Here is a 14161-nt window from a genome sequence, read left to right on the forward strand (position 1 = left end):
GGCGCTGGCGCACCCGCGCAGCGTCGCGAACCCCCGGCGCACCAGGCGCTAGATCCGCGTCAGACCAGTTCGGGGCGCTCCCACTTCTCCCCCAGCACGTGGTGGGCCAGGAACGCGAACACCGTCGAGTACCAGAGCTTCGCGTCGCCCGGCTTGAGCACCCAGTGGTTCTCGTCCGGGAAGTAGAGGAACTGCGAGACGTCCCCGACGCGGCCGTGGCGCTGCAGGTCGTACCAGAGCCGGAGCCCCTCCCCGATCGGCACGCGGTAGTCCTTGTCGCCGTGGATCACGAGCATCGGCGTGCTGATCCGCGCCGCGGACCGGTGCGGTGAGTGCTCGTCGTAGCGGTCGCGGTCGGTGATCGGGTCGCCCCACTGGCGCACCCAGTGGAACGAGCCGTCGGTGGTGCCGACGAAGCCGTCGAGGTGCCAGATGCTGGCGTGGGTGACGATCGCGTCGAAGCGGTCGGTGTGCCCGGCGATCCAGTTGGCCATGTAGCCGCCGAAGGACCCGCCCATGGTCGCCGTCCGGGAGCCGTCGAGGTCGGGGCGCTCCAGCGCGGCGTCGGTGACGGTCATGAGGTCGGTGTAGGGCAGCCCGCCCCAGGCACCCGTCGCCGGGTCGGTGAACTCGCGGCCGTACCCGGTGGAGAGCCGGGGATCGGGCAGCAGCACCGCGTACCCGCGCGCCACCATCAGCCACGGGCACCAGCGCCACGACCAGGCGTTCCAGCTCATGTACGGCCCGCCGTGGACCCACAGCAGCAGCGGCGCCGGCGCCTGCTCCGACGCCCCGGCCGGGAGCGCCAGCCACGCCCGCAGCGCGGTGCCGTCCGCGGCGGTGGCGTGCACCTCGGTGAGCGAGCCGGGCAGGTCGTCGATCTCGGTCGCGCCGCGCAGCACGGCGGGCTCCTGGTCGGCGGCGTGCGGGTCGAGCCGGACCGGGGTCGGCGGGGCGTCCATCGTCGCGCGGATCGCGTAGAGCGCGCCGCCCTCGGGGCTCGCGACGACGTCGCCGTAGGCGCCCGAGGCCGTCAGCCGCGTCACGGACCCGTCGGCGATCGAGACCCGGAAGACCGGCGCGTGACCGCGCTCGTCGGCGACGACGAGGACGACGTCGGGGTCGGCCGCCCCGACCACCGACCGGATCGCCCAGCGACCGGTCTCGACGACGGTCCGCGCCTCGCCGCCGGCGAGCTCCCGCGCCATGAGCGACTGCGCCGGCGCGCGCCCGGGCGCGGCGTGCTCCTCGCGGATCCACAGCAGCCAGCGCCCGTCCGGCGTGATCGCGGGCATCTCGTGGTCCGCACCGGCCTCGTCGGCGACGACCTCGGTCTCGCCGCCGCCGGTGGGGCGCAGCTCGAGGCGGACGCGGACGGCGGCGGGGTCGGCTCGATCCCGGATGTCCACGGCGACGGCGAGCACGGACCCGTCGGGCGCGATCGCGGACTCCCGGACCCGCTGGGTCGGCTCCGCGGGGTCGACGACGGCGACCGGGTCGGTGAGGCGGTCGGCCGCGAGCTGGTCGTGCACCCGGATCTGGGGGCGTCCCGGGCCGAGGTCGTGGTCCCAGAAGCGCACCGGGAACCGGTCGTGCAGCCGCGCCGAGACGCCGGCCTTCTTGCGCGCCGCCCGCAGCGCGGCGGCGGCGTCGGGGACCTCGCCCGCGTCCTCCGCCTCGGCGGGCGGCTCGGGCGCGGGCCCGACCGGCACGGTGGTGGTGACGACGACATGCCCGGCGTCGCGCGCGACCGCGAAGGACGCGATGCCGTCGCCGGGGTCGAGGATGCGCCGCGCCTCGCCGCCGTGGTGCGGGAGCACCCACAGCGCGGCCGGCTCGTCCTCGCCGGCCTCGACCGTCGGGTCCGGGCGGCGCGAGGTGAACAGCAGGTCGCCGTCGGGCGCGAACGCCGCCGACGACTCCCCCGCCGCCGAGCGCGTCAGCCGCCGCGCCGGGGCCTCCCCCGTCGGGTCGACCTCCCACAGGGATGTCACCGACTTCGTGGCGTCCGGCGCCAGCTCGGAGACCGTCGTGACCAGCCGGGCGCCGTCCGGGGACAGCGCGAGCCCGGCCTGGCGGCGGGTGGCGACGAAGGCGTCGAGATCGTCGAAGGTGCTCATCGATCCCGATCCCACCACGACCGGCGGCCCCCGGCCTCCTACCCGACGGTGACGGTGGGCGCGCCGCCGGCGTGGCCACCGGCGAGCTCGTCCTCCCCGGACTCCTCGGCGAGGCGCATGGCCTCCTCGATCAGCGTCTCGACGATCTGGGCCTCGGGCACGGTCTTGATGACCTCGCCCTTGACGAAGATCTGGCCCTTGCCGTTGCCGGACGCGACGCCCAGGTCGGCGTCGCGGGCCTCGCCGGGCCCGTTGACGACGCAGCCCATGACGGCCACGCGCAGCGGCACCTCCATGCCCTCGAGCCCGGCGGTGACCTCGTCGGCGAGCTTGTAGACGTCGACCTGCGCGCGCCCGCAGGACGGGCACGACACGATCTCGAGCTTGCGGGGGCGCAGGTTCAGCGACTCCAGGATCGACAGGCCCACCCGGACCTCCTCGATCGGCGGCGCCGAGAGCGAGACGCGGATGGTGTCGCCGATGCCGCGGGAGAGCAGCGCGCCGAAGGCGGTGGCGCTCTTGATCGTGCCCAGGAACGTCGGCCCGGCCTCGGTCACGCCGAGGTGCAGCGGGTAGTCGCACTGCTCGGCGAGCAGCTCGTAGGCCCGGACCATCGTGACCGGGTCGTGGTGCTTCACCGAGATCTTGATGTCGTGGTAGTCGTGCTCGGCGAACAGGCTCGCCTCCCAGAGCGCCGACTCCACCAGCGCCTCCGGCGTCGCCTTCCCGTGCTTCGCCATGATCGACGGCTCCAGCGACCCGGCGTTGACGCCGATGCGGATCGGGATGCCCGCGTCCTTGGCGGCCTTCGCGATCTCGCCGACCTTGTCGTCGAACTTCTTGATGTTCCCGGGGTTCACCCGGACCGCGGCGCACCCGGCGTCGATCGCGGCGAACACGTACTTCGGCTGGAAGTGGATGTCGGCGATGACCGGGATGTTCGACTTCCTCGCGATCGCCGGCAGCGCCTCGGCGTCGTCGGCGCTCGGGACGGCCACGCGCACGATGTCGCAGCCCGCGGCGGTGAGCTCGGCGATCTGCTGGAGGGTGGCGTTGACGTCGGCGGTGAGCGTCGTCGTCATCGACTGGACGGACACCGGGTGATCGCTGCCCACCCCGACGCCCCCGACGTCGAGCTGACGGGTCTTGCGGCGCGGCGCGAGCACCGCGGGCGCCTCCGGCATGCCGAGGTCGATCGTCATGCCATCCAGTCTAGGGCTGACGCCCACGTGAGCGGATGTGGTCGCCATGACGTCCACAGGCCTTCACATGGGCTTCGCCCTAGAGGTTCAGCTTGATCGGGTTGACGATGTCGGCGACGATCACGAGCCCGCCGTAGAGCATGATCAGGATGGCGAAGCCGTAGGCGATCGGCATCAGCCGCGCCATGTCCACCGGCCCGGGGTCGGGGCGTCCCCGCATCCGCGCGAACCGCTTCTTGGCCGCCTCCCACAGCGCCGGGAGGATGTGCCCGCCGTCGAGCGGCAGGATCGGCAGCAGGTTGAGCAGGAACAGCGAGATGTTCACCGCGGCGAGCAGCTGCAGCATCGTCGCGAGCTCGGTGGTCACCGGCTGGTCGGAGGCGAGGACCTCTCCGCCGAGGACCGAGACGCCGACGACGCTGACCGGTCCGGTCGCGTCCCGCTGCTGGCCGAGGAACACCGCGCCGAACAGCGCCGGGACCTTGTGCGGCAGGGCGGCGACGCTCGTCACGACGTTGGAGAACATCTGGCCGGTGTAGTCCAGGACCTGGCCGGGGGTCTGGCGCATCACCGGCTGGATCGGCGTCAGTCCGAGGAACGACCCCGTGACGTAGCGCGGCTCCCCGGACTGCGCGGAGTCGAGGTCGAGCAGCTGGGTCTGGATGAGCTGCGGGTAGAGCGTCAGGGTCTGCACACCCCCGCCCGGCTGCGCGCGCTCGACGACGACGGGCACGGTGCCCTTGGCGTCGCGGATGGCGAGCTGGAGATCCTGCCAGGAGTCGAAGGTGCGGCCCTCGAAGCTGACGATCCGGTCACCGGCCCGGAACCCGGCCTGGGCGGCCGGGGTGGGCGGGGCGCCGACGGGGCAGCGGTTGTCCGGGGTGGCCTGGGAGGCGGGCACCACGCACTCGCTCACCGCGCTGACCACGGGCTGCGAGGTCGGGATGCCGAAGCCCATGAGCACGATGACGAACAGCACGCCCGCCAGGACCAGGTTCATGAACGGGCCGGCGAACATGACGACGATGCGCTGCCACGGCTTGCGGGTCCAGAACTGCCGGTCCTCGTCGCCGGGCTGGATGTCGCGCGCCGAGTCGGCCCGGACGTCGTCGATGAGCCCCTGGAAGGGCCCGGAGCGGCGGCTGCGGCCGATGCGCTCGCCCGGGGCCGGCGGCACCATCCCGATCATGCGGATGTAGCCGCCCAGCGGGATCGCCCGCACGCCGAACGAGGTCTCGCCGCGCTGCCGGGAGAACAGCACCGGGCCGAAGCCGACCATGAACTCCGGCACCCGCACGCCGAACCACCGGGCGGTCGTGAAGTGGCCGAGCTCGTGCCAGGCGATGGAGAACAACAGACCGAGCGCGAACAGCACGATCCCGACGACGAGCATCACGAGGCGCCACGGTATCCGGGCCGATGTGGCGATCTCGTGCGGCCCCGGGTGCCTCAGGCGCGCGCCGCCCCCAGGATCTCCCCCGCCCGGGCCCGCGCCCACTCCTCGGCGGCGAGCACGTCGGCCACGTCGACCGGGTCTCGCGACCACCCGTCCGCGTCGCCGAGCACCTCCGCGACCGTGTCGACGATGCCCAGCCAGGTGCCGCGCCCGGCGAGGAACCCGTGTACGGCCTCCTCGTTCGCGGCGTTGAACACCGCCGGCAGGCACCCGCCCGCCGACCCCGCCGCGCGGGCCAGGTCGACCGCCGGGAACGCCGTCGCGTCGAGGGGCTCGAACGTCCACGCCGACGCCGCGGCGAACGTCTCGCGCCGCGACGCCCCCGCCAGCCGGTCGGGCCAGCCCAGCGCGAGCGCGATCGGCAGGTGCATGTCCGGCGGGCTCGCCTGGGCGATGGTGGCGCCGTCGGCGAAGGTCACCATCGAGTGGACCATCGACTGCGGGTGCACGACGACGTCGATCCGCTCGTAGGGCACCCCGAACAGCAGGTGCGCCTCGATGAGCTCGAGGCCCTTGTTCACCAGCGTCGAGGAGTTCAGCGTCACGACCGGCCCCATCGCCCACGTCGGGTGGGCCAGGGCGTCGTCGAGCGAGACCTCCGCGAGCTGTGCGCGGGTCCGCCCGCGGAACGGGCCGCCGGAGGCGGTGAGCACGACCCGGTCGACCTCGTCGGCCGCCCCGCCGCGCAGGCACTGCGCGATCGCGGAGTGCTCGGAGTCCACCGGGACGATCTGCCCGGGGGTCGCCGCGCGCGTGACGAGCGGGCCCCCGGCGACCAGCGACTCCTTGTTGGCCAGCGCGAGTGTGGCACCGGTGTGCAGCGCGGCGAGGGTCGGCGCGAGCCCGCGCGAGCCGTCGACGGCGTTCAGCACGACGGTGCCCGGCCCCCCGGACCCGGCGAGGTCGGTCATCGCCTCCGGGCCGGCGATCACGGTGGCGCGGGCGCCGGCCTCGCGCAGCGCGTGCTCGACGGGGGCCGCCGTCGCCGGGTCGGCCACGGCCACCCTCGCCACCCCGAACTCCGCGGCCTGGGCGGCCAGCAGCTCCGGGCGGCCGCCGCCGGCGGCGAGGGCGGTCACGGTGAGGCGGTCGGGGTTGCTGCGCACGACGTCGAGCGCCTGCGTGCCGATCGACCCGGTCGAGCCGAGCAGAACCACGGAGCGGCGGTCGGGCGCGGTCTGCGGTGCGGAGGTGGCCATCACCGTCATCCTGGCCCGCCCACCGATCGCCCCGCACGCCGCGGGCGGATAGGTTGACGCGCGAGACCCCCGGTGTCCGGGGGACCGGACCGCACGAGGAGGACCCGTGGCGAGCGGCTCGACCCCGGCCCGTCAGGCCCACGGCGAGGTCGCGCAGGGCGACACGCACCACGCCGTCGTCGTGAACGGCGTGTCGTCCGACGACGAGCCCTCGGTCGAGTGGGGCTGGCACGGGCACTACCCGAAGGTCGCCCGCCTCTCCGGCTTCGTCGTCGCGGCCGTCCTGCTGATCATGCTGTACTCGAACTACTACAACGGCGAGGACCGGGTGTGGGTGATCGCGCTCGCGATCGGCTTCTTCTTCCTCTCCCTCGGGTCGGTCATCCGGGCCCGCACCGCCTGGCGCCGTTGACCCGACCCGGGGCCCTCCGGCAGTGGATGCTCGACGGCCTCGTCGATCGCTCCAACCGGCACACCGGGCCCGGCGTCCGCGGCCCTGACCCCACCGCGGGGAAGCCGTGGTGGCGCGTCATGTGCCTCACGGGCGTGGACTACTTCTCGACGCTGGGCTACCAGCCGGCCGTCGCGGTGGCGGCGGCCGGGCTGGTCTCGCCGATCGCCACCCTCGTGCTGGTGGCGCTGACCCTGCTCGGCGCGCTGCCGATCTATCGCCGGGTGGCCCGGGAGTCCCCGCACGGCGAGGGCTCGGTCGCGATGCTCGAGCGGCTGCTGTCCTACTGGTGGTCCAAGCTGCTCGTGCTGGTGCTGCTCGGGTTCGCCGCCACCGACTTCGTCATCACCATCACGCTCTCGTCGGCCGACGCGTCCGCCCACGTCATCGAGAACCCCCTGGTCGGATCGGCGCTGCAGGGCTGGGAGGTGCCGCTGACGATCGCGCTGATCCTGCTGCTCGGCGTGGTCTTCCTCGCCGGGTTCCACGAGGCCATCGGGATCGCCGTGGTCATCGTCGGGATCTACCTCGTCATGAACCTGGTCGTCGTGGTCGGGGCGCTGGTGCGGATCGCGACGACGCCGCAGCTCGTCGTCGACTGGGGCGCGGCGCTGACCACGCAGAACGGCAACCCGCTGGTCATCGTCGGGATCGCGCTGCTCGTGTTCCCCAAGCTCGCGCTCGGGCTGTCCGGCTTCGAGACCGGCGTGACGGTGATGCCGCTGATCAAGGGCGCCGAGGGCGACACCGAGCGCTCCCCCGAGGCGCGCATCGCCGGCGCCCGCAAGCTCCTCACGACGGCGGCGCTCATCATGAGCGGCTTCCTGGTCACCTCGAGCTTCGCGTGCACCGTGCTCATCCCGCTCCCGGCGTTCGGACCGGACGGGCCCGCGAACGGCCGGGCGCTGGCCTACCTCGCCCACGAGCAGTTCGGCGACGTGATCGGCACGGCCTACGACCTCTCGACGATCGTCATCCTGTGGTTCGCGGGGGCCTCGGCGATGGCCGGGCTGCTCAATCTCGTGCCGCGCTACCTACCGCGCTTCGGGATGGCGCCGGACTGGGCCCGGGCGGTCCGGCCGATGGTCGCGGTGTTCACGCTGGTCGGCATCCTCGTCACGGTCGTCTTCGACGCGAGCGTCGACGCCCAGTCCGGCGCCTACGCGACCGGCGTGCTGGTGCTGATCACCTCGGCGTCGGTGTCGGTGACGCTGTCCGCGCGCAAGCACGGCCAGCGGGCGGCGTTCGCCGGGTTCGCCGTGGTCAGCGTGGTGTTCGTCTACACGACGGTGACGAACATGGTCGAACGGCCGGAGGGCCTCAAGATCGGCCTGATCTTCGTGCTGGCGATCCTCGTCGTCTCGTTCGCCTCGCGGGCCGCACGGTCCTTCGAGCTGCGCATCACCGCGGTGCACCTCGACGACACCGCCGACCACATCCTGCGCGACGCCCACACGCTGGACCCGGAGTCGACGATCCGGCTCATCGCCAACGAGCCCGACCGCCGCGACCGGGCCGAGTACCACGACAAGGAGCTCGAGGAGCGCTACGACCACCACATCCCGTCCGGCGACGCCCTGATCTTCGTGGAGATCACGGTCGGCGACCCCTCGGACTTCGAGGAGGAGCTGCACGTGCTCGGCGAGTACCGGCACGGGTACCGCATCCTGCGGGCGCGCTCGGCCAGCGTGCCCAACGCGATCGCGGCGCTGCTGCTCGAGCTCCGGGACCGGACGGGTCGCGCGCCGCACGTCTACTTCGAGTGGACCGAGGGCAACCCGGCGGTGAACCTCGTGCGCTACCTGCTCTTCGGGGTCGGCGAGGTCGCGCCCGTGACCCGCGAGGTGCTGCGGGAGGCCGAGCCGGACCCGTCCCGGCGCCCGGCGGTGCACGTCGGCTGACGCCTCGTGCGTGCGTTTCCGTGTCTCAGCACGGAAACGCACGCACACGCGGAGCTAAGCCGGCGAGACCGGGACGTCCCCCTCCACCGCCTTCGCCGCCTTGCGCGCGGCGACGAGCACCGCGTCCCACACCGGCGAGAACGGTGGCGCGTACGACAGGTCCATGAACGTCATCTCCTCGACGTCCATGTCGTTCCAGATCGCCGTCGCGAACACGTCGATGCGCTTGCCCGAGTCGGCGCGCCCGACGATCTGCGCGCCGAGGAGCTTCCCGGAGCGCTTCTCGGCGAGCACCTTCACCGTCATCGTCTCCGCGCCCGGGAAGTAGCCGGCGACGTTGGTCGACTCGATCGTCGTCGTCACGTACCCGTACCCGGCGGCCGTCGCCTCGGCCTCGCCGAGCCCGGTGCGGCCGATCTCCAGCGAGCACACCTTCGAGATCGCCGTGCCGAGGACCCCGGGGAAGGCGCCGTAGCCGCCCGCCAGGTTCGTGCCGATGATCCGGCCGTGCTTGTTGGCGTGGGTGCCGAGCGCGATCGCCACGCCCCGGTGCGAGAGCCGGTGCTGGACCTCGACGCAGTCGCCGCCGGCCCACACGTTGTCGTGGCCCGCGCAGCGCATCTGGACGTCGGTGACCAGCCCGCCGGACGCCCCCACCGTCAGCCCGGCCTCCCGGGCGAGGTCCACGTTGGGCCGCACGCCGAGCCCGAGCACGACGATGTCCGCGGGGATCGTGTCCCGGTCGGTCCGCACCCCGGTCACCCGGCCGTCGTCACCGACGTCGAACCCCTGCACGCTGACGCCGGTGAGCACGGTCATCCCCATGCCCTGCATGGCCTCGCGGACGATGGCGCCCATGTCGGGGTCGATCTGGGTGAAGGGCTCCGGCGCCTGGTCGAGGATCGTCACCTCGAGGTCGCGCAGCACCATCGCCTCGGCCATCTCGACGCCGATGTAGCCGGCGCCCACGACGACGGCGCGCCGCTGGTCACCGTCGGTCAGGTCCTTGATGATCGCCTCGCCGTCCTCGAGCGACTGCACCCCGAAGACGCCGTCGGCGTCGATGCCCTCCAGCGGCGGGCGCAGCGGCCGGGCACCGGTGGCGAGCACGAGGTCGTCGTACTCGATCTCGCCGTCCTCGCCGTCGCCGTCCACGGCGCGGAAGGACACCACCTGCTTCTCGACGTCGATCGCGGTCACCTCGGTGCGCATCCGCAGGTCGATCCCGGCCTCGCGGTGCTGCTCGGGCGTGCGGGCGATGAGGGAGTCGCCGTCGGGGACGTGGCCGGAGATCCAGTACGGGATGCCGCAGGCGGAGTACGAGGAGTAGTGACCCTTCTCGAGGACGGTCACCTCGACCTCGTCCGAGGCGTGGCGCAGGGCGGTGTTGGCCGCGCTCATCCCGGTGGCGTCCCCGCCGACGACGACGATGCGACGGGTCATCTGCCGAACCTCCGATAGCGTGCCCACGTGGCCGAAGCTGGGTCGAGACCTGTGGCTGAGATCGAGGTGGACGGGCGCACCGTGCGCCTGACCAACCCGGACAGGGTGTACTTCTCGGCGCGCGGTGAAACGAAACTCGATCTCGCCCACTACTACCTCGCCGTCGGCCCCGGCATCGTCAACGCCCTGCGCGACCGCCCCTGCATGCTGCACCGCTTCCCGACCGGCGTCGACGGCGAGAAGGTCCACCAGAAGCGCCTCCCCAAGGGCGCCCCGGACTGGGTCCCGACGGTGCGGGTGCGCTTCCCGCGCTACAACCGCACCGCCGACGAGCTCTGCGTCTCCTCGGTCGCCGACGTGGTGTGGGCCGTGCAGATGTCGACCGTCGAGTTCCACCCCTGGAACTCCCGCGCCGCCGACGTCGAGTCCCCCGACGAGTGGCGCATCGACCTCGACCCGATGCCCGACGTCGGGTTCGGCACCGTCCGCGAGGTCGCGGGAGTCGTCCACGAGGTCCTCGACGAGCTCGGCGCCGTCGGCTTCCCGAAGACCTCCGGCGGCAAGGGCCTGCACGTCTACGTGCGCATCGCGCCCGAGCACTCCTTCGGCGAGGTGCGCCGCGCGGCGTGGGCGTTCGCCCGCGAGGTGGAGCGGCGGGCGCCGCGGCTGGTGACGACGGCGTGGTGGCGCAAGGACCGCGAGCCCGGCACGGTCTTCGTCGACTACAACCAGAACACCCGCGACCACACCATCGCCAGCGCCTACTCGGTGCGCGGGACGCCGCTGGGGATCGTGTCGGCTCCGGTCCGATGGGACGAGGTGCCCGACGTCGAACCGGGCGACTTCACGATCGCGACGATGCCCGCGCGGTTCGCCGAGATCGGCGACCTGCACGCCGGGATCGACGAGGCGGTGTTCGACCTGTCGCCGCTGCTCGAGTGGGCCGAGCGCGACTCCGCCGAGGCGCCCGCGGCGGACCTCGACGAGTGAGGGCCTAGAACGGGGTGCCGTTCCAGGGCACGGATGGCGCGGCGAGCAGCCGCGCCAGCTGCCCGGCGGCGCCCGCGGAGACCTCCTCGAGCCGCCCCGAGCGTGCCAGCACCCGGGGGTCGACGCCGCCGAGGACCACCGAGCCGAGTGCGCTCACCGGCAGCACGACGTCCGGCGCGTCGCGCGTGGGCTCGACGACGGGGGCGAGCCGGTCGTGGGTGTCCAGGCGCCAGCGGCCCGCCGTGTAGCCGGCGTCGTCGACGATCTCGAGCACGATCGCCTCCTCGAGGGGGTAGCGGCGCGCCGCGAGGAGACCGGGCGCGTCGAGCACACGCAGCCACACCATCGCCCGCTCGCCCTCGACGGCAACCGCACGGTGGTCGTCGAGCAGCCAGGGCAACGGCTCGTCGACCGAGGCCTGCGCCCAGGTGACGGTGCCGACCAGGTCCTGCGAGCACAGGTGGCGCCACAGCTCGGTGTAGGCGTCCGACGTCGTGGCCTGCAGGTCGACGATCCCGAGAGTCGCCGCCCCCGCCCCGTGCCAGCCCTCCTCGACGCGCTGGACGACGTAGCCAGCGGGCGTACCGTCGTCGTCGCGCCAGACGGCGATCCCCCGCTGCCGGTCGGGCTCCATCCCGTTCCACGGGGCGATGCCGGTGAGCAGGACCTCCCACTGTCCCGGCGTGCGGGCGAGGGCCCCGGGGTGACGACGGCGGGCGCGGGCGTGGATCGGTCCGGCGAGCGCGAGGGCGGCATCGGGTCGGTCGACGATCTCGACGCTGCCGCGCGGGGCGGGGTCGCGGAAGCGGGCCTTCGTCGTGTCCAGCCGGATCGACCGGGTGCGGGTGGCCAGGCCGAACCCGAAGCGCTCGTAGAGCGAGCCCTGCGTCGAGGTGAGCACCGCGGCCGGGCTGCCCGCGCGGACCGCGGCCGCGAGGTCCTCGGCGAGCAGGCGACGGGCGAGGCCGAGGCGGCGGTGGGTCGAGCGCACGCCGATCCCGGTGATCGCGTCCGCCGTGACCGTCCCGCCGGGCACCGTGAGCTCGGCGTCCCAGGACCGCAGCGTGGCGACCGGGGAGGGGTCGGGGTCGGCATAGGCCCCGCGCAGGCGCTGGCCCTCGAACCCGGCGCCGACCCGGGCCAGCTGCTCGGAGTCCGACCGCGGCGCGAGGAACGCCGCGGACATCGCCCGCGTCCACGCGACGGTGCCGGCATCGGCGGAGCCCTCGGTGACGCGCGGCGTCATGGACCGGACGACCGGCCCGGCGTCGGGCACCCGAGACTCAGCTCGCGGTCGCTTCGTCGGCGCGCCCGTCTCGCCCACCGGTGGCCGCCAGCTGGCCGCAGGCCGCGGCGATCTCCCGACCCCGGGTGTCGCGGACGGTGCACGCCACTCCGCCCTGGCGCACCCGGCGCACGAACTCGGCCTGCACCGGCGCGGGGCTCGCGTCCCACTTCGAGCCCGGGGTCGGGTTGAGCGGGATGAGGTTGACGTGCACGAGCCGGCCGAGGTGCCTGCTCGCGAGCTGGGCGAGCAGGTCCGCGCGCCACGGCTGATCGTTGACGTCGCGGATGAGGGCGTACTCGATCGACACCCGGCGACCGGTGGTGTCGGCGTAGTGCCGGGCGGCCTCGAGGACCTCGCGGACGGGCCAGCGGGTGTTCACCGGGACCAGGGTGTCGCGCAGCTCGTCGTCGGGCGTGTGCAGCGAGACCGCGAGCGTGACCTGCAGTCCCTCGTCGGCGAGCCGGTGGATCGCCGGGACGAGGCCGACGGTGGAGACGGTGACGCTGCGCTGGGAGATGCCGAGGCCCGCCGGCGTGGGGTCGCAGATGCGGTGCACCGCGTCGACCACCCGCCGGTAGTTCGCGAGCGGCTCGCCCATCCCCATGAAGACGATGTTCGACAGCCGCGCGGGGACGCCGGCGCCGAGCGCCCCGTCCCGGGCCGCCGCGGCCGCCGTCCGGACCTGCTCGACGATCTCGGCGGTGGACATGTTGCGCTGCAGCCCGCCCTGCCCCGTCGCGCAGAACGGGCAGGCCATCCCGCAGCCGGCCTGGCTGGAGATGCAGACGGTGGCGCGGTCGCTGTAGCCCATGAGGACGCTCTCGACGAGGGCGCCGTCGACGGCGCGCCAGAGCGTCTTGCGGGTGGTGCCGCCGTCGCACTCGACGACGGAGGTCGGCTCGAAGAGCTGCGGGAAGAGGCCGGCGATGGAGTCCCGGGCGGCGGCGGGGAGGTCGCTCATCGCAGCCGGATCGGCCTCGTAGCGCGCGTAGTACTGCCGTGCGATCTGGTCGGCCCGGAACCCGGGGAGGCCAAGCTCGGTGACGGCGGCCTTCCGCTCGTCGGGGCCGAGGTCGGCGAAGTGCCGGGGCGGGCGGGTGCGGCGCGTGCCGGTCCCCGAGAGCGAGAGGACGGGCAGCTGGGGCGAGTCGTCGGGTGCGGCGCTCATCGCATTCGGTCCCGGAGGGTATCCAGCATCCCGATGCGGTCCGCGGCCGAGACCAGCACCAGCAGCCCGCAGAGCAGACCCAGCAGGCCCTGCGAGACGAAGCTCGACGTCTCCTGCGTCGACAGCAGTGCCGCGAGCACGCCCAGGACGACGAACGCGATGCCCAGCCACTGCGTCGGGCGCTGCCCGGTGGAGCGCGCGACGGCGAGGAAGGCGACCCCCGTGATCACCGCGGACAGTCCCGGCGCGAACCCGGCCTCCGAGATCAGCCCGAGCAGGACCGACACCACGACGATGCCGCCCACCGCGAACGCCCCGTAGCGCAGCAGGTCCGCGGAGCGGGGGGCGTCGAACGACCGCGAGCCCCGCCGGCGGTTCTCCACCAGGACGAAGACGACCAGCGCGATCCCGGCCGCCAGCAGCAGCGTCCCCGCCCCGTCGGAGCCCAGCCCGAGGCTCCCCACCGTCAGCCAGGCGACGCCGATGAGGCACTCGACGAGCACCGGGTCGAGGCGGATCGACGAGCGCGGAGGCCGACCGCCGCCGGACGGGCCGCGCGAGCTCGGTCGCGAGGCACCACGAGGCGTCCCGGAGGGGCCGCCCGGTCCACGGTTGAAGCCGGCGGGGCCCTGTCCGCCACCGCGGTAGGGGTCACCCGGATACGGACCGGGCTGCGGGTACGACACGCCCTCCACGGTAGCCGCGTGTCGGGGTCGGGTCGGCGGGCAGGGCCTTCTTCGGAATTCACTCGTCCGGCCCAGTCTCTGATCCCCGATTCCCGCCGTGGCTGTCGGGGGTCGATCTAGTGTTCGATCCATGGCGGTGGTGATCGACGAAGCGGTGTGCGGGGGGCTCGACGCCCTGCCCGCCGGCCCCGCGCTGTCCGCCGCGCTGGAGGGCCTCGACCCGGCCGGGTTGACCGGCGAGGAAACCGCGGCGTGGA

The 14161-nt window shown here is 73.6% G+C and carries 11 protein-coding genes; 3 read left to right on the plus strand and 8 right to left on the minus strand.

The annotated features are described in order from the left end of the window. Nucleotides 1-59: 59 nt before the first annotated feature. The 4 genes from VGH76_RS02490 to dxr form a co-directional block, all read right to left on the minus strand. Nucleotides 60-2120: a S9 family peptidase gene (locus VGH76_RS02490; RefSeq protein WP_331555024.1), complete on the minus strand. Its 2061-nt coding sequence runs from the start codon at nucleotides 2118-2120 to the stop codon at nucleotides 60-62. Between the two features lie 38 nt (nucleotides 2121-2158). Next, nucleotides 2159-3322 (minus strand): flavodoxin-dependent (E)-4-hydroxy-3-methylbut-2-enyl-diphosphate synthase, encoded by a 1164-nt coding sequence (gene ispG, locus VGH76_RS02495; RefSeq protein WP_331555025.1) that lies wholly within the window; start codon nucleotides 3320-3322, stop codon nucleotides 2159-2161. Nucleotides 3323-3401: 79 nt separating this feature from the next. Beyond that, entirely contained in the window at nucleotides 3402-4715 is a 1314-nt protein-coding gene (locus VGH76_RS02500; RefSeq protein WP_331555034.1) for a site-2 protease family protein, read from the minus strand. Between the two features lie 56 nt (nucleotides 4716-4771). Further along, a complete protein-coding gene (gene dxr / locus VGH76_RS02505; protein WP_331555026.1) occupies nucleotides 4772-5986 on the minus strand; it encodes a 1-deoxy-D-xylulose-5-phosphate reductoisomerase in 1215 nt (404 codons plus the stop codon). Between the two features lie 97 nt (nucleotides 5987-6083). Between dxr and VGH76_RS02510 the strand changes: the two genes are divergently transcribed. Both VGH76_RS02510 and VGH76_RS02515 read left to right on the plus strand, forming a co-directional pair. Continuing rightward, nucleotides 6084-6389, plus strand: coding sequence for a DUF2631 domain-containing protein (locus VGH76_RS02510; RefSeq protein ID WP_331555027.1), 306 nt, complete (start codon nucleotides 6084-6086; stop codon nucleotides 6387-6389). Continuing rightward, the gene (locus tag VGH76_RS02515) at nucleotides 6386-8329 is read left to right on the plus strand and encodes an amino acid transporter (RefSeq protein ID WP_331555028.1); all 1944 of its coding nucleotides are present in this window, start codon (nucleotides 6386-6388) and stop codon (nucleotides 8327-8329) included. The genes VGH76_RS02510 and VGH76_RS02515 overlap by 4 nt, the downstream gene beginning before the upstream one ends. 54 nt (nucleotides 8330-8383) lie before the next feature. Here the strand turns inward: VGH76_RS02515 and VGH76_RS02520 are convergent, their stop codons facing one another. Beyond that, nucleotides 8384-9772 carry an FAD-dependent oxidoreductase gene (locus VGH76_RS02520; RefSeq protein ID WP_331555029.1) on the minus strand — a complete coding sequence of 463 codons (1389 nt, stop codon included), beginning with the start codon at nucleotides 9770-9772 and terminating at the stop codon, nucleotides 8384-8386. Nucleotides 9773-9823: 51 nt separating this feature from the next. On the opposite strand from VGH76_RS02520, the gene ligD reads away from it, so the two are divergent. Next, a complete protein-coding gene (gene ligD, locus VGH76_RS02525; RefSeq protein ID WP_331555030.1) occupies nucleotides 9824-10762 on the plus strand; it encodes a non-homologous end-joining DNA ligase in 939 nt (312 codons plus the stop codon). Between the two features lie 4 nt (nucleotides 10763-10766). On the opposite strand, the gene VGH76_RS02530 is transcribed toward ligD, so the two are convergent. Genes VGH76_RS02530 through VGH76_RS02540 form a run of 3 tightly spaced genes read right to left on the minus strand, consistent with a single transcriptional unit; the run spans nucleotide 10767 to nucleotide 13721 of the window. Further along, nucleotides 10767-12008 (minus strand): GNAT family N-acetyltransferase, encoded by a 1242-nt coding sequence (locus VGH76_RS02530; RefSeq protein WP_331555031.1) that lies wholly within the window; start codon nucleotides 12006-12008, stop codon nucleotides 10767-10769. A gap of 37 nt (nucleotides 12009-12045) precedes the next feature. After that, on the minus strand, nucleotides 12046-13218 hold the full coding sequence (gene rlmN, locus VGH76_RS02535) for a 23S rRNA (adenine(2503)-C(2))-methyltransferase RlmN (RefSeq protein WP_331555032.1): 1173 nt from the start codon (nucleotides 13216-13218) through the stop codon (nucleotides 12046-12048). Then, a complete protein-coding gene (locus tag VGH76_RS02540) occupies nucleotides 13215-13721 on the minus strand; it encodes a hypothetical protein (RefSeq protein ID WP_331555033.1) in 507 nt (168 codons plus the stop codon). Before VGH76_RS02540 ends, rlmN begins: the two co-directional genes overlap by 4 nt. Nucleotides 13722-14161: the final 440 nt, after the last annotated feature.

It is taken from the genome of Actinomycetospora sp. (assembly GCF_036497585.1).
In the GTDB taxonomy this organism is placed as follows: Bacteria; Actinomycetota; Actinomycetes; order Mycobacteriales; family Pseudonocardiaceae; genus Actinomycetospora.

Coding starts and splice junctions, on each gene's coding strand:
- VGH76_RS02520 (WP_331555029.1), bottom strand. CDS start 9,772: ATGACCCGTCGCATCGTCGTCGTCGGCGGGGACGCCACCGGGATGAGC.
- rlmN (WP_331555032.1), bottom strand. CDS start 13,218: ATGAGCGCCGCACCCGACGACTCGCCCCAGCTGCCCGTCCTCTCGCTC.
- VGH76_RS02500 (WP_331555034.1), bottom strand. CDS start 4,715: ATGCTCGTCGTCGGGATCGTGCTGTTCGCGCTCGGTCTGTTGTTCTCC.
- dxr (WP_331555026.1), bottom strand. CDS start 5,986: ATGACGGTGATGGCCACCTCCGCACCGCAGACCGCGCCCGACCGCCGC.
- VGH76_RS02490 (WP_331555024.1), bottom strand. CDS start 2,120: ATGAGCACCTTCGACGATCTCGACGCCTTCGTCGCCACCCGCCGCCAG.
- ispG (WP_331555025.1), bottom strand. CDS start 3,322: ATGACGATCGACCTCGGCATGCCGGAGGCGCCCGCGGTGCTCGCGCCG.
- VGH76_RS02530 (WP_331555031.1), bottom strand. CDS start 12,008: ATGACGCCGCGCGTCACCGAGGGCTCCGCCGATGCCGGCACCGTCGCG.